The organism is Streptomyces sp. NPDC001852, from assembly GCF_042891825.1.
In the GTDB taxonomy this organism is placed as follows: domain Bacteria; phylum Actinomycetota; class Actinomycetes; order Streptomycetales; family Streptomycetaceae; genus Streptomyces.
The window spans coordinates 120,041-142,369 of sequence record NZ_JBIATN010000018.1 but is presented as its reverse complement, the minus strand read 5'-3'; the positions used below and the strand labels follow the sequence as shown (position 1 = coordinate 142,369).

The window sequence follows — 22,329 nt, the reverse complement described above, 5'->3', positions numbered from 1 at the left end:
CTAATCCGTGGGCAAGGGGGGTCCGGGCCAGTCGCGCAGACCGCGGGCGGCCTGCGCACGCGCGCGTGGCCGTCTTCGAACGAGCCCCTGCCGGATCTCCAGCCGTTCGGCGGCGATCAGGCAGGAGAGGGGCTCCGGGCCGCCGGTGTCCGCCTCGAACGCGACCACGAGGGCCGGTGCCTCCCCGAGGGTGCGCACGAGCCGTGCCGTCTCCTCGGCCGTGGGGGCGCGGAAGGCGGGGTCCTGGAAGGCGAACGGGCAGGACACGAGGAGCGGGGCGACGAAGACGGCCTCCAGACCGTGGTGGTAGGTGAGGTCGTACCCGGCGGCGAGGCGCAGCTCCCCCTCGTCCCGGCCGATCACCTCCCGGTCCCGCCGACCGCCCTCGGGCAGCTCGCGGCCGGCGATCTCCATGCGGCCCCCTTCGTCCGCCCAGTCGGCTCTTCCGCTCAGTAGGCCGGCATCGTGCGCGGGCCCAGGTCGTCGCGGGCGGGCGGCGGCGCGAGCCGTACCGTGGCGCCGAGGACACTCACGCCGTGCGGGGCGACGACGACCGGTTCCAGGGTGACGGCGACCACCTCCGGGTGATCGTCGACCAGCCGGGACACCCGCAGCAGCAGTTCCTCCAGCGCCGGGGTGTCGACCGGCGTGGAGCCGCGCCAGCCGAACAGCAGCGGTGCCGTACGGATCGACCGCACCAGCGAGGTCGCCTCCCGGTCGGTGACCGGGACGAGGCGGTGCGCCATGTCCCCGAGCAGCTGCGAGGCGGCCCCGGCGAGCCCGAAGGACAGCACGGCCCCGGCCGCCGGGTCGATCACGGCCCGTACGACGGTGTCGACGCCGCGTGGCGCCATGCCCTGCACCACCGGCCGCAACTCCTCCGGCTTGCCGAACAGATCGGTCAACTCGGCGTAGGCACGGCGCAGTTGTTCCTCGTCCGCGAGATCGAGGCGTACGCCGCCCAGGTCGGCGCGGTGCCTGAGGTGTGGGGCGGTGGCCTTGAGGGCGACGGGGTAGCCGAGGGCGCGGGCGGCTTCGGCGGCGGCGTCGGGGCTGGGCGCGGGCAGCGCGCGCCGTACGGGGATGCCGTACCTGCCGAGCAGTTCGCAGGTCTCCGCGTCCGAGATCGTCAGCCCCTCGCCGCGTGCGAGCAGCTCACCGATCAGCCGCGCGGCACCCTTCTCGTCGATGTCGTCGTACTCGGGCACCTTCCCCGGGTCCGTGGCCTCCCGCCGCCACTGCCCGTACTTGACGGCTTCGGCCAACGCCCGCACGGCGCGCTCGGCGGCGGGGTAGGCGGGGATGAGCCGGGTGCCTTCCGGAGGGGTGGTCAGTGCGGTGGGCGGCGGTTCTGCCGGGCGGACCAGGTGCGCACCGCCCTCGGTCGCGGGTGCCTTCTCCACGGCGGCAGGTGCAGTACTGGCCGCAGCCGACAACGCCTCGGCCAGCCCCCCGAGCTCCACATGCACGACAAGCACCGGCTTCCCGGGAACCGCGGCCGCCGCCGACCGCAGCGCCTCGGCCAGCTCCGCATCCCCCGGTGACGCTTCCCCGATCGCGGGTATCGCCGCCACCACGACGGAGTCGCACGTGTCGTCGGCCAGGGCCCGCGCCAGCGCCCCGTGGAAGTCCTCCGCCGTCGCCCCGGTCGTCAGGTCCAGCGGAAGCGAGGGCCGCAGCCCCTCCGCCAGACACCGGTCGTACGTCAGCACCCCGAGCGACTCGGAGTTCCCCAGGATCGCCACCCTCGGCCCCGCCGGCAGCGGCTGCCGGGCGAGCAGCAGACCCGTGTCGACCAGTTCGGTGATCGTGTCGACCCGGAGCACCCCGGCCTGTCGCAGCAGCGCGGAGACCGTGGCGTGCGGCAGCCGGGTGGCCCGTACCGCGTGTCCCTGCGGCGCCGAACCGACTCCCTGTACCACGACCAGCGGCTTCGCCGCCGCCGTCCGGCGGGCCAGGCGCGTGAACTTGCGCGGGTTGCCGATGGACTCCAGGTACATGAGGACGACGTCCGTCTCGGGGTCGTCGTACCAGTACTGGAGGACGTCGTTGCCGGAGACGTCCGCGCGGTTGCCGGCGGAGACGAAGGTGGACACACCGGTGACCCCGGTGACCCCTCCCCCGCGCCGGTGCAGCCGGGACAGCAGGGCGATGCCGATGGCGCCGGACTGGGCGAACATGCCGATGCGGCCGGGGCGGGGCATCTCCGGGGCGAGGGAGGCGTTCAGCCGGACGCCGGGCGCGGTGTTGATGACCCCGAAGGCGTTCGGGCCGATGATCCGCATGCCGTACGCGCGTGCCTGGCGGACGAGCGCCCGCTGCCGCTCGCGCCCCTCGGGACCGCTCTCGGCGTACCCGGCGGAGAGCACGACGAGCCCCTGCACTCCGTGTTCCCCGCACTCGGCGACCACGGCGGGCACGTGCTCGGCCGGTACGGCGACCACGGCGAGGTCCACATGATCGCCGATGTCCCGCACGCTCCGGTACGCCGGCACCCCGTCGACCTCACCGGGGTCCTCCGGGAAGGCCTTGTTCACGGCGTGCAGCCGGCCGCCGTAGCCGGCGTCCCGGATGTTGCCGAGGACGCTGCGGCCGACGCCGCCCGGGGCGCGGCCGACGCCGACGACCGCCACGGAGCCGGGCATGAGCAGCCGCCGCACCGAGCGGGCCTCGGCGCGCTGTTCCCGGGCGCGCTGCACGGCGAGGGACCGGTCGGTGGGTTCGAGGTCGAACTCCAGGCGGACGACGCCGTCCTCGAAGCTGCGCTTCTGGGTGTAGCCGGCGTCCGTGAACACCTTGATCATCTTGGTGTTGGCGGGCAGCACCTCGGCGGCGAAACGGCGGATGCCGCGTTCCCGGGCGACCGCCGCGATGTGTTCCAGCAGGGCGGAGGCGACCCCGCGGCCCTGGTGGGCGTCCTGCACCAGGAAGGCGACCTCGGCCTCGTCGGCGGGTGCGGAGGCGGGCATGCCGTCGGCGCCGATGCGGTCATAGCGTACGGTGGCGATGAACTCGCCGCCGATGGTGGCCGCGAGTCCCACCCGGTCCACAAAGTCGTGGTGCGTGAAGCGGTGGACGTCCTTGGCGGAGAGCCTGGGGTACGGCGCGAAGAAGCGGTAGTACTTCGACTCGTCCGAGACCTGCTCGTAGAAGCTGACCAGGCGGTCGGCGTCATCAATGGTGATGGGCCTGATGCGCGCGGTACCCCCGTCGCGCAGCACCACGTCCGCCTCCCAGTGGGCGGGGTAGAGGTGCCGGTCCTGCCGGTCCGCCGAGGTCTGCATGGGCCCCAGAGTACGGCTCGCGTCCGACAACGGCGCGGGGCAGTCTGTGGAGGACGAAAGCCGGAACCGAGGCCGCGGTTCCGACGCCACACCGGAGCGGACGACGGTGCGCTCCGGGCATGCTTCACGATATGGGAAACTGGTCTAGACAACCCTGAAGACTGAAGGGCAGCAACACATGGCTGAGCGCCGCGTCAACGTCGGCTGGGCCGAGGGCCTCCACGCCCGCCCCGCCTCCATCTTCGTCCGAGCCGCCACGGCCGCAGGCGTCCCGGTGACGATCGCCAAGGCTGACGGCAACCCCGTCAACGCGGCCTCCATGCTGGCTGTCCTGGGGCTTGGCGCCCAGGGTGGCGAGGAGATCGTCCTGGCCTCCGACGCAGAGGGCGCGGACGCCGCCCTGGACCGTCTGGCCAAGCTGGTCTCCGAGGGTCTCGAGGAACTGCCCGAGACGGTCTGAACCCCGGCACAGCGATAACACCGGAGCCGCGTCGCCTGTTTTCGGGCGGCGCGGCTCCACCCTTTCCGGGCTCATTGCGCGCACACCTGAATTCGGGCAGCGGAAATACACTGCAGCCGAATTACTCTTCTTTGTATACGGCGCCCATGTTAATGCCGGAGACCCGACATGTTTACGGCGTGTTGCGAAGTCCTCACACGCTCACCGCCCCGGGAAAAACGCAGCCGGTGCGCGGCCGTCGCTCGCTCGGCGTGCAGCGCCGTGACCGCCCGCGCGCGCTCACCGTCGCCGCGTGCCACCGCGTCGACGATGGCGCCGTGCTCCGCCCAGTGGTCCACCGGGCTGGCCGGTACCTCCACCGCGTACATCCAGGCGATCTTGTGCCGCAGCTGGGTGAGCATGGTCGTCAGCGAGGGGCTGCCGGAGGCCTGGGCGAGCGTCTCGTGGAACCAGCCGCCCAGCGAGCGCAGATCGCCGCTGTTGCCCGTGCGGGCCCGCTCCTGGCCCAGCCTGACGAGGCCGCGCAGCACCTTCAGATGAGCCTCGGTGCGCCGCTGGGCGGCCCGGGCGGCCCCCAGCGGCTCCAGCAGCATGCGCATCTCCAGCAGGTCGGCGGCCTCCTGCTCGGTCGGCTCGGCCACGCACGCGCCCGCGTGCCGGCGGGTCACCACGAAGCCCTCGGCCTCCAGGGTGCGCAGGGCCTCGCGGACGGGGACGCGCGAGACGCCGTAGCGACGGGCCAGGACTTCCTCGGTCAGCCGGCCGCCGCGCTCGTAGACACCCGCGACGATGTCGTCCCGGATGGCCGTGCACACCGAGTGCGCCGGAATACGCATGACCGACCTCCGCCTTAATCCCCGTGAAACGTCGACGATGGACGCGTGTTCCGTGACTCTATTCCAATGAGCCGGAATTTCCGACGGCGGGCCGGAATCCATGGATATTTTTTGGTCAGCGGGCCGGTCAGGGCCCGTGAAATAAGGCGAAGCCCCGGCTCGGGAGCCGGGGCTTCGCAGGCCGTGCGATGCGGCGTCAGACGTTCACGCCGTGCTTGCGGAGGTAGGCGACGGGGTCGACGTCCGAGCCGTAGTCGGGGGTCGTGCGGGCCTCGAAGTGCAGGTGCGGGCCGGTGGTGTTGCCGGTGGCGCCGGACAGGCCGATCTGCTGGCCCGGGGTGACCTGCTGGCCCACCGAGACGCCGATGGACGACAGGTGGCCGTACTGGGTGTACATGCCGTCGGCCATGCGGATCACGATCTGGTTGCCGTACGCGCCGCCCCAGCCGGTGGAGACGACGGTGCCGGAGCCGACCGCGTGGACGGGGGTGCCTTCGGCCGCGTGGAAGTCGATGCCCGTGTGGTGGCCGGAGGACCACAGGGAGCTGCTGGCCTGGTAGCCCGTGGAGACGTAGGAGTCGGCTATCGGGGCGACGAAGGCGTTCAGGCGCTTGCGCTCGGCCTCCCGGGCGGCGCGGGCCCTGGCCTCGCGCTCCTCCTTCGCCTTCTTCGCCGCGGCCTCCTCGGCCGCCTTCTGCTCCGCGGCCCGCTTCTGCGCGGCGGCCTGCGCGTCGATGTGCTCGGCGACGTCGTCGCTCACGGTGAGGACCGGGGTGAGACCGGTCTGCTCCACGGTGTGCTCGGCGGCGAGCGCCGGGGAGGCGGCGAGGGCGCCGACGACACCGGTGGTGGTGAGGGCCGCGATGCCCGCCGCCTGAGCGGTGGTGCGCTTGACCCGGCCGGGCTTGCGGTGCTTCCCGGTGGCGCACATGAACGCCATGAAGTGGCTGGTCCTTTCCTTCCCTCTCGCCTACCGGGTTAGCTGACGGGTTCGGAGCAGGAAGGTCTCCTACGGACCCCCTCGCGGCTCGCGCGGGCGCCCGATTCACCCCAGGGACTGCGTGGGTCCCCGGCTCCCCTGGCTCGCGCCGTACGGGGACTCGGCGATGGCTGTCCGGTGCCGCGGGTGCGGCGCACTGCCCGACGAACAGCCCGGAAGACGCTACGGAAGGCCGCTTCGGAATCCCAAACGGATCCGGGCGTTTGTAGCACATCCCACAGGCCAGACGGGCAACCTCCGCCTCAAATCGGGCATCTGGGGAAGGGAGTGGAACAGCGGGGCCCTGACGGTGTGCAGTCCGTCAGGGCCCCACGCGCGCGTGCCGCTGTCTTGCTACTCGGCCGCCACCACGGTCACTTCACCGATGCCGAGTGCCTCCACGGGCGCCTTGATCTGGGCGGCGTCACCGACGAGGACGGTCACCAGGCGCTCCACCGGGAAGGCGTTCACCACGGCCGCCGTGGCCTCCACCGTGCCCGTCGCCGCGAGCTGCTGATAGAGCGTCGCCTGGAAGTCGTCGGGCAGGTGCTGCTCGACCTGGTCGGCCAGCGTGCTCGCGACGGCCGCCGCCGTCTCGTACTTCAGCGGCGCCACCCCGACGAGGTTCTGCACGGCCACGTCCCGCTCGGCGTCGGTCAGGCCGTCCGCCGCGAGGGTGCGCAGGACCTTCCACAGGTCCTCCAGAGCGGGCCCGGTGTTGGGGGTGTCCACGGAGCCGCTGATGGCGAGCATCGAGGCGCCCGTGCCGTCCGGCGCGGACCTGAGGACCTGGCCGAAGGAGCGCACACCGTAGGTGTAGCCCTTCTCCTCGCGCAGGACGCGGTCCAGGCGGGAGGTGAGGGTGCCGCCGAGGCAGTAGATGCCGAGCACCTGGGCGGGCCACACGCGGTCGTGCCGGTCGGGGCCGACGCGGCCGATGAGCAGCTGCGTCTGCACGGCGCCGGGCCGGTCCACGATGACCACGCGCCCGGTGTCGTCGGCGGTCACCGGCGGCACGGGCCGCGGCTCGCCCGGGGTGCCGGTCCAGGCGCCCAGGGTGCCGGCGAGCAGCGCGTCGAGGTCGACGCCGGTGAGGTCGCCGACCACGACCGCGGTGGCCGTGGCGGGGCGTACGTGCCGGCCGTAGAAGGCGCGTACGGCGGCGGCGTCGATCTTCTCGACCGTCTCCTCGGTGCCCTGGCGCGGGCGCGACATGCGCGAGGCCGCCGGGAACAGCTCCTTGGAGAGCTCCTTCGCGGCCCGGCGGGAGGGGTTGGCCAGCTCGTGCGGGATCTCGTCCAGGCGGTTGCGGACCAGGCGCTCCACCTCGCTGTCGGCGAACGCGGGCGCGCGCAGCGCGTCGGCGAGCAGGCCGAGGCCCTTGGCCAGGCGGGAGGCCGGGACCTCCAGGCTGAGCCGGACGCCGGGGTGGTCGGCGTGCGCGTCCAGGGTGGCGCCCGCGCGCTCCAGCTCGGCGGCGAACTCCTCGGCGGAGTGCTTGTCGGTGCCCTCGGAGAAGGCCCGCGCCATGATCGTGGCGACGCCGTCCAGGCCGGCCGGTTCGGCGTCCAGGGGCGCGTCCAGCAGCACCTCGACGGCGACGACCTGCTGGCCGGGGCGGTGGCAGCGCAGCACGGTCAGGCCGTTGTCGAGCGTGCCCCGCTCGGGGGCGGGGAACGCCCACGGCCTGGCCTCGCCGGGCTGCGGCTGGGGGTGGAAGTCCATGCTGGCGAGCTGGGTCACTTGGCCGTCTCCTCGTTCTCGTTGCCGGCCTCTACGGTGGCTTCCTGCTCCGGGTCCTCGGGGACGTCGGCGTCCGGGGCCGGCTCCGGGGACTTCGGTTCGTAGACCAGGACCGCGCGGTTGTCGGGGCGCAGGCGGGCCTTGGCGACCTCCTGGACCTCCTCCGCGGTCACCTCCAGGACGCGCTTGACGGCGGTGAGGGCGAGCTGCGGGTCGCCGAACAGGACGGCGTACCGGCACAGTTCGTCGGCGCGGCCGGCGACCGTGCCGAGCCGGTCCAGCCACTCGCGCTCCAACTGGGCCTGGGCGCGCTCCATTTCCTCGGGCGTGGGGCCCTCCTCGGCGAACCGGGCCAGCTCCTCGTCGATGGCGGTCTCGATGACCGGCACCTCGACGTCGCCGGAGGTCTTCACGTCCAGCCAGCCCATGGAGGGCGCGCCGGCCAGGCGCAGCAGGCCGAAGCCGGCGGCGACGGCCGTACGGTCGCGGCGGACCAGCCGGTTGTAGAGGCGGGAGGACTCGCCGCCGCCGAGGACGGTCAGGGCGAGGTCGGCAGCGTCGCACGCGCGCGTGCCGTCGTGCGGGAGCCGGTAGGCGGCCATCAGGGCACGCGCCGGGACCTCCTCGACGACGACCTCGCGCTTCTGCTCGCCGATGACCTCCGGCAGGGAGCCGTCGCGGGGCGCGGGCTTGCCGTCGTGGGACGGGATCGACCCGAAGTACTTCTCGATCCAGGCGAGGGTCTGCCGGGGGTCGATGTCGCCGACCACGGAGAGCACCGCGTTGTTCGGCGCGTAGTAGGTGCGGAAGAACTGGCGGGCGTCCTCCAGGGTGGCCGCGTCCAGGTCCGCCATCGAGCCGATCGGCGTGTGGTGGTAGGGGTGCCCCTCCGGGTACGACAGGGAGGTGAGCTTCTCGAAGGCGGTGCCGTAGGGCACGTTGTCGTAGCGCTGGCGGCGCTCGTTCTTGACGACGTCCCGCTGGTTCTCCATGGACTCGTCGTCCAGGGCGGCCAGCAGCGAGCCCATGCGGTCGGCCTCCAGCCAGAGGGCGAGCTCCAGCTGGTGGGCGGGCATGGTCTCGAAGTAGTTGGTGCGCTCGAAGCTGGTGGTGCCGTTGAGCGAGCCGCCGGCGCCCTGCACGAGCTCGAAGTGACCGTTGCCCGGGACCTGCGCCGAGCCCTGGAACATCAGGTGCTCGAAAAGGTGAGCCAGGCCGGTACGTCCCTTGACTTCGTGGCGGGAGCCGACGTCGTACCAGAGGCAGACCGCCGCCACGGGGGTCAGGTGGTCCTCGGAGAGCACCACGCGCAGACCGTTGGCCAGGCGGTGCTCGGTCGCTGTCAGGCCCCCGGAGCCTGCCTCGGCTGTGGTCGTGTGACCCATGGGCATGTACGTCCCTTCGCGAGCGGAGGCGGTTGTGGAAACCGCGGTTTTCCTGCCGTTCCAGCCACTGTATGCAAAGCGTGCGGGGCGTCGGCGAAGTTCCCGCGGGACGTACGCCCACAGCGGATCCCGTAGCCTGCGTCGGACCCGCCCGGGGACGCCCGGGAAGGCCGCCGGGACCGGGTCGTGGCACGGCTTGTCAGTGCCTCGGTCCACAATGGTCCGCGTCAGATCCGTCCATCCGTTGAGCAAGGAGCCGGCAGCGATGGCCCGCCGCAGCACGAAGACCCCGCCGCCCGACGATTCGTTCGAGGAGAAGATCCTCGACATCGACGTCGTGGACGAGATGCGTGGCTCCTACCTCGAGTACGCGTACTCGGTCATCTACTCGCGCGCCCTGCCGGACGCCCGTGACGGCCTCAAGCCGGTGCACCGCAGGATCGTGTACCAGATGAACGAGATGGGCCTGCGCCCCGACCGCGGCTATGTGAAGTGCGCGCGTGTCGTCGGCGAGGTCATGGGCAAGCTGCACCCGCACGGCGACGCGTCGATCTACGACGCCCTGGTGCGCATGGCCCAGCCGTTCTCCATGCGCGTGCCGCTGGTCGACGGCCACGGCAACTTCGGCTCGCTGGGCAACGACGACCCGCCGGCCGCCATGCGGTACACCGAGTGCCGGCAGGCCGAGGCGACGAGCCTGATGACCGAGTCGATCGACGAGGACACGGTCGACTTCGCGCCGAACTACGACGGCCAGGAGCGGGAGCCGGTGGCGCTGCCCGCCGCCTTCCCGAACCTGCTGGTCAACGGCTCCTCGGGCATCGCGGTGGGCATGGCGACGAACATGCCGCCGCACAACCTGCGCGAGGTCATCGCGGCCGCCCGCCACCTGATCAGGCACCCGAACGCGGACCTGGACGCGCTGATGAAGCACGTCCCGGGACCGGACCTGCCCACCGGCGGCCGGATCGTCGGCCTGGACGGCATCCGGGACGCGTACGCGACGGGCCGCGGCACGTTCAAGATCCGTGCCACGGTGTCGGTGGAGACGGTGACGGCCCGCCGGCAGGGCCTGGTCATCACCGAACTGCCCTTCACGGTCGGCCCCGAGAAGGTCATCGCGAAGATCAAGGACCTGGTCAACGCGAAGAAGATCCAGGGCATCGCCGACGTCAAGGACCTCACCGACCGCGAGCACGGCCTGCGCCTGGTCATCGAGGTCAAGAACGGCTTCGTGCCGGAGGCGATCCTGGAGCAGCTGTACAAGCTGACCCCGATGGAGGAGTCCTTCGGCATCAACAACGTCGCGCTGGTGGACGGCCAGCCGCTCACGCTGGGCCTGAAGGAGCTGCTTGAGGTCTATCTCGACCACCGCTTCGACGTGGTCCGGCGCCGCAGCGAGTTCCGTCGCGGCAAGAAGCGCGACCGGCTGCACCTGGTCGAGGGTCTGCTGACCGCACTGGTGGACATCGACGAGGTCATCCGGCTGATCCGGTCCAGCGAGAACTCCGCGCAGGCCAAGGAGCGCCTGATGCGGCGCTTCTCGCTGAGCGAGGTGCAGACGCAGTACATCCTCGACACGCCGCTGCGCCGGCTCACCAAGTACGACCGCATCGAGCTGGAGGCGGAGAAGGACAAGCTCACCGCGGAGATCGCGGAGCTGACCCGGATCCTCGACTCCGACGCGGAGCTGCGCAAGCTGGTCTCGGCCGAACTGGCCGCCGTCGCCAAGCAGTTCGGTACCGACCGGCGCACGGTCCTGCTGGAGTCCGCGGGTGCCCCGGTGGCCGCGGTGCCGCTGCAGGTGGCCGACGACCCGTGCCGGGTGCTGCTGTCCTCGACGGGTCTGCTGGCCCGTACGGCGACCGCCGAGCCGTTCCCGGAGCAGGAGGGCGCCAAGCGCGTCAAGCACGACGTGATCGTCTCGGCGGTCCCGGCGACCGCGCGCGGGGAGATCGGCGCGGTGACCTCGGCGGGCCGGCTGCTGCGGATCAACGTGGTCGACCTGCCCCGGCTGCCGGAGACGACGACCGCGCCGAACCTCTCCGGAGGGGCACCGCTGGCCGAGTTCGTCTCCCTGGAGGACGACGAGACGGTGGTCTGCCTGACCACGCTGGACGAGTCGTCGCCGGGCCTGGCGCTCGGCACCGAGCAGGGCGTCGTCAAGCGCGTCGTGCCCGACTACCCGTCCAGCAAGGACGAGTTGGAGGTCATCACGCTGAAGGAGGGCGACCGGATCGTGGGCGCGGTGGAGCTGCGCACCGGTGAGGAGGACCTGGTCTTCATCACCGACGACGCCCAACTGCTGCGCTTCCAGTCGTCCATCGTGCGTCCGCAGGGCCGCCCGGCCGGCGGCATGGCGGGCATCAAGCTGGCCGAGGGAGCGAAGGTCATCTCCTTCACGGCCGTCGACCCGGCGGCCGACGCGGTGGTGTTCACGGTCGCGGGCTCGCGCGGCACGCTGGACGACTCGGTGCAGACGACCGCCAAGCTGACGCCGTTCGACCAGTACCCGCGCAAGGGCCGGGCCACGGGCGGCGTGCGCTGCCAGCGGTTCCTGAAGGGCGAGGACTGCCTGTCGCTGGCCTGGGCGGGCCCGACTCCCGCGCGCGCGGCGCAGAAGAACGGCACCCCGGCGGAGCTGCCGGAGCCGGACCCGCGCCGGGACGGTTCGGGCACGTCGCTGCCGAAGACGGTGGCGGTGATCGCGGGACCGGTGTTCTAGGCCTCGTAGGGCATCTCGTACGGCTCCGGGACGGGTTCCTCCTCGGAGCCCTGGACGTAGCGCAGGACGCCCCACATGCCGTGTTCATCGGCGTGTGGGGCGTCGTTCTCGCACCCCTTGAGCTCCCGGCCGAGGGACTCGGTGTCGATGCCGGAACCGATCAGCACGAGCTGGGTGAGGCGCTCGCCGGCTGCGCCCCAGGGCTCGGGGTAGAAGCGCAGGAACCGGCCGACGGCGTGCACCGCGTACCGGTTGCGGGGGTCGTACGGCCCGAAGTCGACGTACCCCTTGATCCGGTACAGCCCCTCGGACCGGCTGTCCAGGAACCGCATGAGCCGACGGGGCTCCAGGGGGGCCTCGGAGGTGAAGGCGAGGCTGTCGTAGCCGGTGTGCAGATGACCGGCGTGCTCCTCGTACGCGTCGCCCTCGGTGTGCTCGTGCAGGTCGTCGAAGGACAGCTGCCCGATCCGCTCCCCGCTCGGCCTGCAGTCGAAGAGGAACTCCGGGTCGATCCGGCCGTAGGTGGCGGGGACCACGGCGGCACGGTCCGCGAGGGACCGCACCAGAGCGAGCACCCGGTCGCCGTCGGCGGCCCGGTCGAGCTTGTTCACCACGACCAGGTCGGCGAGGGCCAGGTGACGGTCGATCTCGGGGTGCCGGGCCCGGGTGTCGTCGAACTCGGCGGCGTCCACGACCTCGACCAGACCGCCGTAGACGACCCTCGGATGCTCGCAGGCCAGCACCATCCGCACGAGTTCCTGCGGCTCGGCGAGCCCGCTGGCCTCGATGACGATCACGTCGGTGCCGGTGCCCGGGTCGGCGAGCCGCTCCAGGTAGAGGTCGAGTTCACCCGCGTCGACGGCACAGCACAGGCAGCCGTTGCCGAGCGAGACGGTCGAGTCGCCCAGGGCGCCCGCGACGGCCATCGCGTCGATCTCGATGGCCCCGAAGTCGTTGACGATCGCTCCGATCCGGCTGCCTCCGCTGCGGTGCAGAAGGTGGTTGAGGAGCGTGGTCTTGCCGGAGCCGAGGAAACCGGCGAGCACGACGACCGGGATCTGCTGCGGGCTGCGGCTGCTGTCCGGGCTGTTCGCCAGGCTGTTCCCCAACGGGTGACCTCTCTCGTGTGGACCGGCTGCCGGTCCAGGATAGGAGGGGCCCCGGGGCGGGCGCGTCAGCCGGCGGCCGGCACCGCGACCGGCGGCGTCGGTCCCACGTACCGCGCGACCGGACGGATGATCTTCGAGTCGGCCGCCTGTTCCAGGATGTTGGCGCTCCAGCCGACCACCCGCGCCGCGGCGAAGGTGGGGGTGAACATCTCGGGGGGCAGTCCGCAGAGCTCCATGACCACGCCGGCGTAGAACTCCACGTTGGTGTGGAGTTCGCGGCCGGGCTTCAGCTCGGCGAGGATCGCCTCGACGCGGCGCTCGACCTCCACCGCGAAGTCGACGCGCGGACCGCCGAAGCCGAGGGCGATCTCCCGCAGCATCCGCGAACGCGGGTCCTCCGTACGGTAGATGGCGTGTCCGAAGCCCATGATCCGGTCGCCGGCGAGGACCCGCTCGCGGATCCAGGGGTCGATCCGGTCCGGGGTGCCGATGGCGTCCAGGGTGTCCAGGGCCCGGCTGGGCGCGCCGCCGTGCAGCGGCCCGGACAGGGCGCCCACGGCTCCGGTCAGGCAGGCGGCCACGTCGGCGCCGGTGGAGGCGATGACGCGGGCCGTGAAGGTTGATGCATTGAATCCATGATCAATGGTTGAGATCAGGTATTGCTCGACCGCACGCGCCCGCCGCGGCTCCGGCTCCTCACCGTTGAGCATGTACAGGTAGTTGGCCGCGTACGGGAGGTCCTCGCGCGGCTCGACCGGGGCGAGGCCCTGCCCGAGCCGGTACAGGGCGGTGAGCAGCGTGGGTACGGCCGCACAGACGGCCAGGGTGTCGGCGCGGCGCCGGTCGGCGTCGATGTCGTACACCGGTCGCAGCCCCCGGGCCGAGCCCAGCAGGGACAGGGCCGTGCACAGCCCGGACAGCGGGCCGGAGGCGCGGCTCGCCGCGGCGATCATGGGGAGGGCCGCGCGGACCTCCTCGGGCAGTCTCCGCAGCGCCGCGGTCTCGGCGGTGAAGGCGGCGCGGCGCTCGGCGTCCGGGAGCGCGCCGTGGACCAGGAGGTGCCAGACGTCCTCGAAGCCCCGGGTGCGCGCGAGTTCGACGGCCGAGTACTGACGGTAGTGGTAGAAGCCCTCGCGTCCCCGGACGTCACCGATCTCGGTCTCGGTGACGACGACGCCGGCGAGGCCGCGCGGTGCGTCGATGAGCGGGGTTGCGGTCCTGTTGACGGTCATGTTTCTCCTCCCTGGACTTGACCCGACTGTCCATGCTTGACTAATTCCTTGTCAATATTGATTCAGTCAATGCAGTCCGATCAACATGTCCGGAGGCGGCTACGGTGACCCCCATGCGCGATCACGAACCCGCTCCCGGCCGTTCCGGGCGCAGGCTGACCACCAAGGAGACCGCCGAACTGCTCGGCGTGAAGCCGGAGACGGTGTACGCGTACGTGAGCCGCGGCCTGCTCAGCAGCAGACGCGAGCCCGGCGGCCGTGCCAGCACCTTCGAGGCGAAGGAGGTCGAGGCCCTCGCCCGGCGCCACCGCCGGGAGGCGGCCGGCACCCCGGGCTCCGGCGGGGACCTGTCGGTCCGGACCCACATCACATTGATCGAGCAGGACCGGTACTACTTCCGCGGCGTGGACGCCGTCGAGCTGGCGCTGCGTCACTCCTACGAGGAGGTCGCGGAGTGGCTGTGGACGGGCCGGCTCACCCCGGGCGTCTCCTTCTCCGCGCCCGCCCCCACCGTCGAGGTCGCGCGCCGCGCGGTCAGCGCGCTGTCCGAGCACGCGTCCCCCACCGACCGGCTGCGCGTGGCGGCCGTCGCCGCGGCGGCCGAGGATCCGCTGCGCTTCGACCTGTCCGAGGCCGCCGTGCTGAACACCGCGCGGATCCTGATCCCCACGCTCGTCGCCGCGCTGCCGCCGGTCCGGCGCGACCACAAGGACGACGGTCCGCTCGCCCACCGGCTCTGGGGCCGGCTCACCGGCCACGCCGCCGACGAGGCGTCCCTGCGCGTCCTGGACACCACGCTCGCCCTGCTCGCCGACCACGATCTGGCCGCCTCCACGCTCGCGGTCCGGGTCGCCGCCTCGGCCCGCGCGCACGCCTACGCGGCCGTCTCGGCCGGGCTCGGCGTCCTGGAGGGCCCGCTGCACGGCGCCGCGAGCGGTGACGCCCATCGCATGCTGCTCGACGTGCTCGACCAGGGCACGGCGGTCCCGGTGATCGCCGACGAACTGCGCGCGGGCCGACGGGTCCCGGGGCTGGGCCACCGGCTCTACGGCGGTGAGGACCCGCGCGCGAGCGTGCTGTTCGGCCTCCTGGAACGGGTTCCGGGCGCGGAGTCCGCCCTGCTCGCCGCCCGGGACATCGTCGCCACCACCGCCCGGCACACCCCGCTGCACGCCAACGTCGACCTGGCCCTGGCGGTGTTCACCGCGTCCAGCGGCATGCCCGCGACGGCCGGCGAGACGATCTTCGCCGTCGCACGCACGGCGGGCTGGATCGCCCACGCCCTGGAGGAGTACGGCGAGCGCCCTCTGCGCATGCGCCCGGTGGGCCACTACGTCGGCCCGCGGCCCCCACAGCCGCTCCCGGAGCAGGCGCCCCGAGGCCCTGCGTGACAGCCGACGGCGCAGGACACAACCGTGGCCGGAAGTCGCCCCAGGGAGAGTCAGGTTAGGCTCACCTCTGTGAGTAGGTGCGCGACCGTCTCCCGGAGTCTCGACGAGCCGGTTTCCGGTACGGCGGCCACGGCGACGACGTGGCTGCTGCTGGAGCAGCCCGGCCCGTGGGGCGTCAAGGCCCTCACGTCGAGCCACCTGGACCCCGCCGTGGGGCGGGCGCTGGAGGCGGCCGCCGAGGGAACCGGCGTACGCGTCGCGCTCATCCGGCGCCCCGGACGCCACGCCGACCCCGGCAGGCCCGCCGTCCGCCAGGTGTACGCCGCGCACACCGTGCCGGGCCGCGGATGGCTGCACAGCGCCACGACCCGCGATCCCCGCCGCCTGCTCGGCCTTGACCTCGCCGCCCTCGGAGCGGGTGACCACCGTTCCTTCGGCGCCGCTCTCGGCGGGCGGCCGCACCGCGGCGGCCCTCTCGCGTTCGTGTGCACCAACGGCAAACGCGACCGCTGCTGCGCCCTCCTGGGCCGCCCCCTCGCCGCCGAACTGTCCGCCTCGCGGGTGCGCGGAGTCTGGGAGGTCACCCATCTGGGTGGACATCGCTTCTCGCCGACCGTGCTCGTCCTGCCGCACGGCTACGCCTACGGCCGTGCCGAGGCGCACACCATCAAGGAGGCGCTGCACGGCGCGCAGGAAGGGCGCGTGGTGGTCGAGGGGTGCCGCGGCTGCTCCGCCTGGGAACGGCCCGGTCAGGCGGCCGAGCTGGCCGTCCGGTCGGCGGCGGGTGAGTACCGGGCGGGGCTGCTGAGCGTCGTACGGACCGAGGGCTCGGCCCCGCGCTGGGAGGTCACCGTGGGGCACGCCGACGGCCGCCGCTGGCGGGTGACCGTGGGGCAGGGGGCGTCGCTGCCGCCCCGCCCGGAGAGCTGCGGCGCGACGGCGCTCGGCACGCCGGCGCGGATGGACGTCGTGGCCGTGCGCGAGCTGAGGCCGACGGCGCCGGCGAGCTGAGCGCCCCCTTCCGGCAGCGACCTGCTCGTTCAAGAACTCCTCACTCATTCAAGAACTGGTCAAGAGATCCCCATCACACCCTCTGGGGCGCGTCGGGTCACCCCACGTACCGTCGTGGGCATGAGCCCCACTCCGCCCGCACGCCGCCTGCGCCTCGGTCTGCCACGGCGGGTGTTCTCGCAGGTGCTGCTGATGCAGGTGGCGATCGCCGCGGGGGTCGCGGTGCTCGCGACCGGGCTGTTCCTGGCGCCGCTGAGCAAGCAACTGGACCAGGAGGCGATGCGCCGCGCGCTGGCCATCGCCGAGACCACGGCCCAGGACCCGCAGATCGCCGAGGGCGTGCTGACCACGCCGGCGACCGCGAACGGCCCGGTGCAGAAGGAGGCCGAGCGCATACGGAAGGCCACGCACGCCGAGTACGTCGTGGTGATGGACAGCCGGGGCATGCGCTGGTCGCACACCACCCTCTCGGAGATCGGCGGGCACGTCTCCACCGACCCCAGCGAGGCCCTGGGCGGCAAGGAGGTCATGGAGATCGACCAGGGCACCCTGGGCCGTTCGGCCCGCGGCAAGGTGCCGCTCTACGACACCCACCACCGCATCATCGGTGCGGTCTCGGTCGGTATCGCCTACGACAGCGTGCGGGCGCGGCTGATCAGCGCGATCCCAGGTCTGTTCGCCTACGCCGGCGGCGCTCTCGCGGTGGGCGCGCTGGCCGCCTGGCTGATCTCCCGGCGGGTCCAGCGGCAGACCCGGGACCTGGCCTTCTCCGACATCTCGGCGCTGCTCGCGGAGCGCGAGGCGATGCTGCACGGCATCCGTGAGGGCGTGGTGGCCCTCGACCGCGGCGGGCGCGTCCGCCTCCTCAACGACGAGGCACGACGGCTGCTGGGCATCGGCGACGAGGCCGTCGGGCGTACCCCGGACGAGGCGCTCGGCGCGGGCCGTGCGACGGACGTCCTGGCCGGCCGGGTGACCGGCACGGACCTGCTCACCGTGCGCGGCCGGCGCGTGCTGGTCGCCAACCGCATGCCCACCGACGACGGCGGCGCCGTGGCCACCCTGCGCGACCGCACCGAACTGGAGCAGCTGGGGCGCGAACTCGACTCCACGCGCGGGCTGATCGACGCCCTGCGCGCCCAGGACCACGAGCACGCCAACCGCATGCACACCCTGCTCGGACTGCTGGAACTGGAGATGTACGACGACGCCGTGGAGTTCGTCGGCGAGGTGGTCGGCGACCACCGGGTCACCGCCGAGCAGGTGACCGAGAAGATCCAGGATCCCCTGCTCGCGGCGCTGCTGGTGGGCAAGGCGACCGTGGCCGCCGAGCGGGGCGTCGCGCTGTGGGTGTCGGAGCGCACCCGGCTGCCCGACCGGCTGATCGATCCGCGCGGTCTGGTCACCGTCGTGGGCAACCTGGTGGACAACGCCCTCGACGCGGTCGCCGGCACACTCCACGCGCGCGTGGAGGTCGAGTTGCGCACCGAGGGCCGTACGGTCGTCCTCAGGGTGCACGACACGGGCCCCGGAATCCCGGCCGGTCAGCGGGAGCTGGTCTTCAGGGACGGCTGGTCCACCAAGGAGCCGCCCGCGCACGGCAAACGGGGCCTCGGGCTCTCGCTGGTGCGCCGGCTCGCCGAACGGCAGGGCGGGAGCGCGACGGTGGGCGAGGCGGCCGGTGGCGGCGCGGAGTTCACCGTGGTCCTGCCGGAGGCGCTCACCGAGCCGGAGCTGGAACCCGCGGTGCTCGAGAGGTCCCTGCAGCCCACTGCCGTCACCGAGGAGGAGACCCGATGATCGAGGTCCTGGTCGTGGACGACGACACCCGCGTCGCCCGGGTCAACGCCGCGTACGTGGAGAAGGTGCCGGGCTTCCGTGTGGCCGGCGAGGCGCACAGCGCCGCCGAGGCGCTGCGGCAGGTGGAGACGCTGCCGCGGCTGGACCTGGTCCTCATGGACCACTACCTGCCCGACGACACCGGTCTCGCGGTGGTACGGGAGATGCGCCGGCGCGGCCACCAGGCCGACGTGATCATGGTGACGGCGGCGCGGGACGTGTCGACCGTCCAGGCCGCGATGCGGCAAGGGGCGCTGCAGTACCTGGTGAAACCGTTCGCCTTCGCGGGTCTGCGCGCCAAGCTGGAGGCGTATGCCCGGCTGCGGCGGACCCTGGACGGCGGCGGCGAGGCCGAGCAGGCGGAGGTGGACCGCATCTTCGGCGCCCTGTCCGCGCCGTCGGAGCCGGAGCTGCCCAAGGGGCACTCCCCGACGACGGCCGAGCTGGTGCGCCAGGCGCTGATGAACTCCGAAGGGCCGCTGTCCGCCCAGGAGATCGCCGAGCGGACGGGGGTGAGCCGGCAGACGGCCCAGCGGTATCTGAAGCTCCTGGAGCGCACCGGACGGGCGCGGCTGACGCTCAAGTACGGCGACGCGGGCCGCCCGGAACACCGTTACGTGTGGGCGACCCGCGGCTGAGCGGACTCGGTTGCTCGGCGGCTACTTGGCAGCGTCGACGAACTCGGTCGTGTAGGTCCTGCTCAAGTCGACCTTGGCGTTCTTGATGTTGGGGTTGAACGACTTGAGGACCTTCTCGACGGTCTCGGGGCCGCCCTGGGGCATCACGCCGTCGTCGGTGAACATCGGCAGGGTGCTCTTGATGGCCTGTGCGTAGAGCGCCTTGTCACCCTGGGAGTAGTCGGCGGGCATCTTGGCGGCGATCTCGTCGGCGCCGTGGGCGGACATCCACTTGAGTGTCTTGACGAATGCGTTGACCAACTTCTGGACGGTGTCCTTGTGCCCGTTCACCCAGTCCGTCTGCATGTACAGACTTGACGACGGGTACGGCCCGCCCAGCGCCTTCTGCGAGCCCTCGGGGGTGCGCATGTCGATGAGGACCTTGCCCGCCTTCTTGTCCAGGATCGTGGCGACGGTCGGGTCCGTGGTCATACCGCCGTCGATCGCCCCGTTCTGCAGGGCGGCGATGAACGTCGGTCCGGCACCTACGGCGACGGGCGTGAACGAGCTGACGTTCACACCGTTCTTGACCGCCAGGTACTTGGTGAGGAAGTCGGTGGAGGAACCGAGCCCGGTCACACCCAGCTTGCGGCCCTTGAAGTCCCTGGGCGACGTGAGGCTGCCTGCCGCCTTGTTCGACACCACCTCGACCTCGCCCGGCGCACGCGAGAACTGCACGACCGACTCCACCGACTTGCCCTTCACCTGCAGGTCGAGAGTGTGGTCGTAGAAGCCGACCGCCCCCTGCACCTGGCCGGAGACGAGCGCGGTCTCGGCCTGGACACCGGCGGGCTCGCTCAGAAGCCGGACGTTCAAACCCTCGGCGTCGAAGTAGCCGAGGCGCTGGGTGAGCATCGCGGGCAGGTAGATGACCTTGTCCAGGCCGCCGACCATGATCTTGACGGACTCTCCCTTGCCGCCGCCGGAGTCGCTCCCGGTGTCGGCCGTGGAACGGGCCGCGTCGTTGGCACAGGCGGTGAGGGAGGAGAGCGCGAGCAGGCCGGCGGCGGCCAGGGAGGCGTGTCTGGCGGTGTTGCGCATGCGGTTCACGTCCTTGTGAGAGGGCGGTGCGGGGAAGGCGTGGGGGCTGTCCTGAGAGGGGCCGGTCATCTGTCGGAACCGGTGGGCCTCCAGCGGAAGATGCGGCGCTCGGCGAAGGTCAGCAGCCCCTCGGCGGCCAGGGCGACGACGGCGAGGATGACCATCGCGGCGTAGACACCGGCGGCGTTGAAGGTGTTCTGCGACTGCGCGACGAGCAGGCCGATGCCCTTGGTCGCGCCGATGTACTCGCCGACGATGGCGCCGATGAGGGCGAAGCCGAAGCTGACGTGGAGGCTGGTGAAGATCCAGGAGGTGGCCGACGGGATGACCACCTGGAGCGTCACACGGCGGTCGCCGGCGCCCAGGATGCGGGCGTTGGCCACCAGGTTGCGGTCCACCTCCCGGGCGCCCTGGAAGGCGTTGAAGAACACCGGGAAGAACACGAGCACGACGGCGGAGGCGACCTTGGAGGACGGCCCGAGCCCGAACCAGATCAGGAAGATCGGCGCAAGCACGATCCTGGGGATCGAGTTGAGCACCTTGATGTATGGACCAAGGACCTCGGCGAGCAATCTGACCCGCCCGAGGACGATACCCAGGAGCACACCGGCGACGACACCGATGACCCAGCCGAGCAGTGCCTCGTGCAGCGTGTACCAGATCTGTTCGCCCAGCGAGCCGAGGGCGGTTCCGTGCATCACCCAGGTCCAGATCTGGTCCCAGATCTTCGACGGCATCGAGAAGTTGAACGGATCGATGAACTTCGCCCGGGACAGTCCCTCCCACAGCCCGAGGACGGCCACCAGCAGCAGCACCCGCGCGGCGAGGACGAAGGCCCTGTGCCGACGCGCGGCCCGGGCCCGGGCCTGCGCGCGGTTGGTCTTGCCGGCCGGCTCGGACATCGTCGGTGCGACCTGGGCCTCGGGCATGACGTCAGGCGACATGAGCGGCACCCCTCTCACGGGTGATGCGGACCTCTTCGCCGAGGGACTCCCAGATCTCGCGGTAGATCTCGATGAACCGCGGCTCCAGGCGCACCGACTCGACCTTGCGCGGCCGGGGCAGGTCGATGTCGAAGACCTGCTTCACGGTCGCGGGCCCGGCGGTCATCACGACGACCCTGTCGGCGAGCGCGATGGACTCCTCCAGGTCGTGGGTGACGAAGACGACGGAGGCGCCCGTGCCCTCCCACAGCTCCAGCAGCTCGTCCGACATCAGTGCCCGGGTCTGCACGTCCAGCGCCGAGAACGGCTCGTCCATCAGCAGGATCCCCGGATCGTTGACGAACGTGGCGGCGAGGGCGACGCGCTTGCGCTGACCGCCGGAGAGCTGGTGCGGGTAACGGTCCTCGAAGGCGGCAAGGCCGACGCGGGCCAGCCACTCCCGGGCCTTCTCCTTGGCCTCGGCCTTCGGTACGCCCCGGAAGCGGGGGCCTGCCATGACGTTGGACAGGACCGTGCGCCAGGGGAAGGTGGCGTCCTGCTGGAAGACGAAGCCGACCTTGTCGCCGACACCGCCGACCGGCTCGCCGGCCACCAGCACCTCGCCCTCGGAGGGCTCTTCCAGGCCGCTGACGAGCGTCAGCGTGGTGGACTTGCCGCAGCCGGTCGGTCCCACGACGGCCACGAACTCGCCACGCTCGACGGTGAGGTCCAGACCGCGCACGGCCGTGTGCAGTCCCCCTGACGGGGTTCTGAAGGTCTTGCTCGCGCCCCGCAGCTCGATGGCGGGGCTGGTGTGTGCGCTCATGGCCGGGGACGGTAGGTGTGGCCCCGGCCACACGAGGAGTCTTGTGAGCGCAAGCCGTTCTTTTGCTCGCAAGAGCCTGTTGTGCTCTTTTTGCTCGCGCTACAACTGCGGAGCCGAAACACGGGCTCAACGCTCGTCGGCCTTGAAGGAGAGGCCTGATGATTGACGTCCTGGTCGTGGACGACGACTTCCGCGTCGCCGAGATCAACGCCAAGTACGTGGGAAAGATTCCCGGTTTCCGGGTGACCGCCCGCGCGCACAGCGCCGCCCAGGCTCTGGCGGCGGTGGAACGCGGCAGCATCGACCTGGTCCTGCTCGACCACTATCTGCCGGACCAGACAGGTCTCGATCTCGTGCACCGCATGCGGGAGCAGGGTCACGGCACGGACGTCATCATGATCACCGCGGCAAGCGATGTGACGACCGTGCAGCAGGCGATGCGCCTGGGCGCCCTGCACTACCTGGTCAAACCCTTCACCTTCGCCGCCCTGCGCGCCCGCCTCGACTCCTATGCCGCGCTGCGTCGCACGGTGGACCGGGTCGGCGGCCACGGCCTGACCGGCCAGGATCAGGTGGACCGGATCTTCGGGGCGCTGCGGACGTCCCCCGCGCCGTCCGCGCCCGGCCTGCCGAGCGGCCACTCGGCGCCCACGACCGATCTGATCTGCGGCGTCCTGCACCGCGCCGGCCGGCCGCTGTCCGCCCACGAGGTGGCCGCCAGGACCGGCCTGAGCCGCTCCACGGCCCAGCGCTATCTCCGCCGTCTGGAGCAGGCCGGCCGCCTCCGGCTCTCCCTGAAGTACGGCGACACCGGACGGCCGGAGCACCGGTACGCCTGGGTCGCGCCGTAGGGGGCGTGCCGGACGGC

General features: G+C 72.0%; 18 protein-coding genes and 1 riboswitch. Of the genes, 7 read left to right on the top strand and 11 right to left on the bottom strand.

Annotated features, from left to right (window positions below; translation table 11 throughout):
- Both ACFYZB_RS28920 and ACFYZB_RS28915 read right to left on the bottom strand, forming a co-directional pair.
- Complete coding sequence (locus tag ACFYZB_RS28920; protein ID WP_388763653.1) at positions 1-414, bottom strand: hypothetical protein; 414 nt, start codon at positions 412-414, stop codon at positions 1-3.
- Positions 415-449: 35 nt separating this feature from the next.
- The gene (locus tag ACFYZB_RS28915) at positions 450-3,284 is read right to left on the bottom strand and encodes a GNAT family N-acetyltransferase (RefSeq protein WP_388763652.1); all 2,835 of its coding nucleotides are present in this window, start codon (positions 3,282-3,284) and stop codon (positions 450-452) included.
- A gap of 178 nt (positions 3,285-3,462) precedes the next feature.
- Between ACFYZB_RS28915 and ACFYZB_RS28910 the strand changes: the two genes are divergently transcribed.
- Positions 3,463-3,744 (top strand): HPr family phosphocarrier protein, encoded by a 282-nt coding sequence (locus tag ACFYZB_RS28910; RefSeq protein ID WP_003993478.1) that lies wholly within the window; start codon positions 3,463-3,465, stop codon positions 3,742-3,744.
- Positions 3,745-3,893: 149 nt separating this feature from the next.
- Here ACFYZB_RS28910 and ACFYZB_RS28905 read toward each other — a convergent pair whose 3' ends face one another.
- The 4 genes from ACFYZB_RS28905 to ACFYZB_RS28890 all read right to left on the bottom strand — a co-directional run bounded on the left by ACFYZB_RS28905 (position 3,894) and on the right by ACFYZB_RS28890 (position 8,693).
- On the bottom strand, positions 3,894-4,580 hold the full coding sequence (locus ACFYZB_RS28905) for a GntR family transcriptional regulator (RefSeq protein ID WP_388763650.1): 687 nt from the start codon (positions 4,578-4,580) through the stop codon (positions 3,894-3,896).
- A gap of 196 nt (positions 4,581-4,776) precedes the next feature.
- The gene (locus ACFYZB_RS28900) at positions 4,777-5,520 is read right to left on the bottom strand and encodes a M23 family metallopeptidase (RefSeq protein ID WP_388763648.1); all 744 of its coding nucleotides are present in this window, start codon (positions 5,518-5,520) and stop codon (positions 4,777-4,779) included.
- A gap of 12 nt (positions 5,521-5,532) precedes the next feature.
- A riboswitch (cyclic di-AMP (ydaO/yuaA leader) is annotated at positions 5,533-5,696 on the bottom strand.
- Positions 5,697-5,913: 217 nt separating this feature from the next.
- The gene (locus ACFYZB_RS28895; RefSeq protein ID WP_388763647.1) at positions 5,914-7,302 is read right to left on the bottom strand and encodes a M16 family metallopeptidase; all 1,389 of its coding nucleotides are present in this window, start codon (positions 7,300-7,302) and stop codon (positions 5,914-5,916) included.
- A complete protein-coding gene (locus tag ACFYZB_RS28890) occupies positions 7,299-8,693 on the bottom strand; it encodes a pitrilysin family protein (protein ID WP_351208963.1) in 1,395 nt (464 codons plus the stop codon). Before ACFYZB_RS28890 ends, ACFYZB_RS28895 begins: the two co-directional genes overlap by 4 nt.
- Before the next feature lie 259 nt (positions 8,694-8,952).
- On the opposite strand from ACFYZB_RS28890, the gene ACFYZB_RS28885 reads away from it, so the two are divergent.
- A complete protein-coding gene (locus ACFYZB_RS28885; protein ID WP_388763646.1) occupies positions 8,953-11,412 on the top strand; it encodes a DNA topoisomerase (ATP-hydrolyzing) subunit A in 2,460 nt (819 codons plus the stop codon).
- Here the strand turns inward: ACFYZB_RS28885 and ACFYZB_RS28880 are convergent.
- Positions 11,409-12,521, bottom strand: a complete 1,113-nt coding sequence (locus ACFYZB_RS28880) for a CobW family GTP-binding protein (RefSeq protein WP_388763644.1) — start codon at positions 12,519-12,521, stop codon at positions 11,409-11,411. The genes ACFYZB_RS28885 and ACFYZB_RS28880 overlap by 4 nt on opposite strands.
- 65 nt (positions 12,522-12,586) lie before the next feature.
- Positions 12,587-13,753, bottom strand: coding sequence for a citrate synthase (locus tag ACFYZB_RS28875; protein ID WP_388763643.1), 1,167 nt, complete (start codon positions 13,751-13,753; stop codon positions 12,587-12,589).
- A 113-nt stretch (positions 13,754-13,866) separates the two neighbouring features.
- Between ACFYZB_RS28875 and ACFYZB_RS28870 the strand changes: the two genes are divergently transcribed.
- The 4 genes from ACFYZB_RS28870 (at position 13,867) to ACFYZB_RS28855 (ending at position 18,632) form a co-directional block, all read left to right on the top strand.
- Complete coding sequence (locus ACFYZB_RS28870; RefSeq protein WP_388763641.1) at positions 13,867-15,144, top strand: citrate synthase; 1,278 nt, start codon at positions 13,867-13,869, stop codon at positions 15,142-15,144.
- A 69-nt stretch (positions 15,145-15,213) separates the two neighbouring features.
- The gene (locus ACFYZB_RS28865) at positions 15,214-16,155 is read left to right on the top strand and encodes a sucrase ferredoxin (RefSeq protein WP_388763639.1); all 942 of its coding nucleotides are present in this window, start codon (positions 15,214-15,216) and stop codon (positions 16,153-16,155) included.
- A 120-nt stretch (positions 16,156-16,275) separates the two neighbouring features.
- Positions 16,276-17,955, top strand: coding sequence for an ATP-binding protein (locus ACFYZB_RS28860; RefSeq protein WP_388763637.1), 1,680 nt, complete (start codon positions 16,276-16,278; stop codon positions 17,953-17,955).
- Positions 17,952-18,632, top strand: a complete 681-nt coding sequence (locus ACFYZB_RS28855) for a response regulator (RefSeq protein WP_351208970.1) — start codon at positions 17,952-17,954, stop codon at positions 18,630-18,632. The genes ACFYZB_RS28860 and ACFYZB_RS28855 overlap by 4 nt, the downstream gene beginning before the upstream one ends.
- A 21-nt stretch (positions 18,633-18,653) precedes the next feature.
- Here the strand turns inward: ACFYZB_RS28855 and ACFYZB_RS28850 are convergent, their stop codons facing one another.
- From ACFYZB_RS28850 to ACFYZB_RS28840, 3 genes are all read right to left on the bottom strand, one after another.
- The gene (locus ACFYZB_RS28850; protein WP_388763635.1) at positions 18,654-19,712 is read right to left on the bottom strand and encodes an ABC transporter substrate-binding protein; all 1,059 of its coding nucleotides are present in this window, start codon (positions 19,710-19,712) and stop codon (positions 18,654-18,656) included.
- Between the two features lie 65 nt (positions 19,713-19,777).
- A complete protein-coding gene (locus ACFYZB_RS28845; RefSeq protein ID WP_388763634.1) occupies positions 19,778-20,656 on the bottom strand; it encodes an ABC transporter permease in 879 nt (292 codons plus the stop codon).
- Positions 20,646-21,461 (bottom strand): ABC transporter ATP-binding protein, encoded by an 816-nt coding sequence (locus tag ACFYZB_RS28840; protein ID WP_388763632.1) that lies wholly within the window; start codon positions 21,459-21,461, stop codon positions 20,646-20,648. The genes ACFYZB_RS28845 and ACFYZB_RS28840 overlap by 11 nt, the downstream gene beginning before the upstream one ends.
- Before the next feature lie 158 nt (positions 21,462-21,619).
- On the opposite strand from ACFYZB_RS28840, the gene ACFYZB_RS28835 reads away from it, so the two are divergent.
- Complete coding sequence (locus ACFYZB_RS28835) at positions 21,620-22,312, top strand: response regulator (protein WP_388763630.1); 693 nt, start codon at positions 21,620-21,622, stop codon at positions 22,310-22,312.
- Positions 22,313-22,329: the final 17 nt, after the last annotated feature.

Coding starts and splice junctions, on each gene's coding strand:
- ACFYZB_RS28860 (WP_388763637.1), top strand. CDS start 16,276: ATGAGCCCCACTCCGCCCGCACGCCGCCTGCGCCTCGGTCTGCCACGG.
- ACFYZB_RS28850 (WP_388763635.1), bottom strand. CDS start 19,712: ATGCGCAACACCGCCAGACACGCCTCCCTGGCCGCCGCCGGCCTGCTC.
- ACFYZB_RS28840 (WP_388763632.1), bottom strand. CDS start 21,461: ATGAGCGCACACACCAGCCCCGCCATCGAGCTGCGGGGCGCGAGCAAG.
- ACFYZB_RS28870 (WP_388763641.1), top strand. CDS start 13,867: ATGCGCGATCACGAACCCGCTCCCGGCCGTTCCGGGCGCAGGCTGACC.
- ACFYZB_RS28885 (WP_388763646.1), top strand. CDS start 8,953: ATGGCCCGCCGCAGCACGAAGACCCCGCCGCCCGACGATTCGTTCGAG.
- ACFYZB_RS28890 (WP_351208963.1), bottom strand. CDS start 8,693: ATGCCCATGGGTCACACGACCACAGCCGAGGCAGGCTCCGGGGGCCTG.
- ACFYZB_RS28855 (WP_351208970.1), top strand. CDS start 17,952: ATGATCGAGGTCCTGGTCGTGGACGACGACACCCGCGTCGCCCGGGTC.
- ACFYZB_RS28920 (WP_388763653.1), bottom strand. CDS start 414: ATGGAGATCGCCGGCCGCGAGCTGCCCGAGGGCGGTCGGCGGGACCGG.
- ACFYZB_RS28835 (WP_388763630.1), top strand. CDS start 21,620: ATGATTGACGTCCTGGTCGTGGACGACGACTTCCGCGTCGCCGAGATC.
- ACFYZB_RS28900 (WP_388763648.1), bottom strand. CDS start 5,520: ATGGCGTTCATGTGCGCCACCGGGAAGCACCGCAAGCCCGGCCGGGTC.
- ACFYZB_RS28915 (WP_388763652.1), bottom strand. CDS start 3,284: ATGCAGACCTCGGCGGACCGGCAGGACCGGCACCTCTACCCCGCCCAC.
- ACFYZB_RS28910 (WP_003993478.1), top strand. CDS start 3,463: ATGGCTGAGCGCCGCGTCAACGTCGGCTGGGCCGAGGGCCTCCACGCC.
- ACFYZB_RS28875 (WP_388763643.1), bottom strand. CDS start 13,753: ATGACCGTCAACAGGACCGCAACCCCGCTCATCGACGCACCGCGCGGC.
- ACFYZB_RS28845 (WP_388763634.1), bottom strand. CDS start 20,656: ATGTCGCCTGACGTCATGCCCGAGGCCCAGGTCGCACCGACGATGTCC.
- ACFYZB_RS28905 (WP_388763650.1), bottom strand. CDS start 4,580: ATGCGTATTCCGGCGCACTCGGTGTGCACGGCCATCCGGGACGACATC.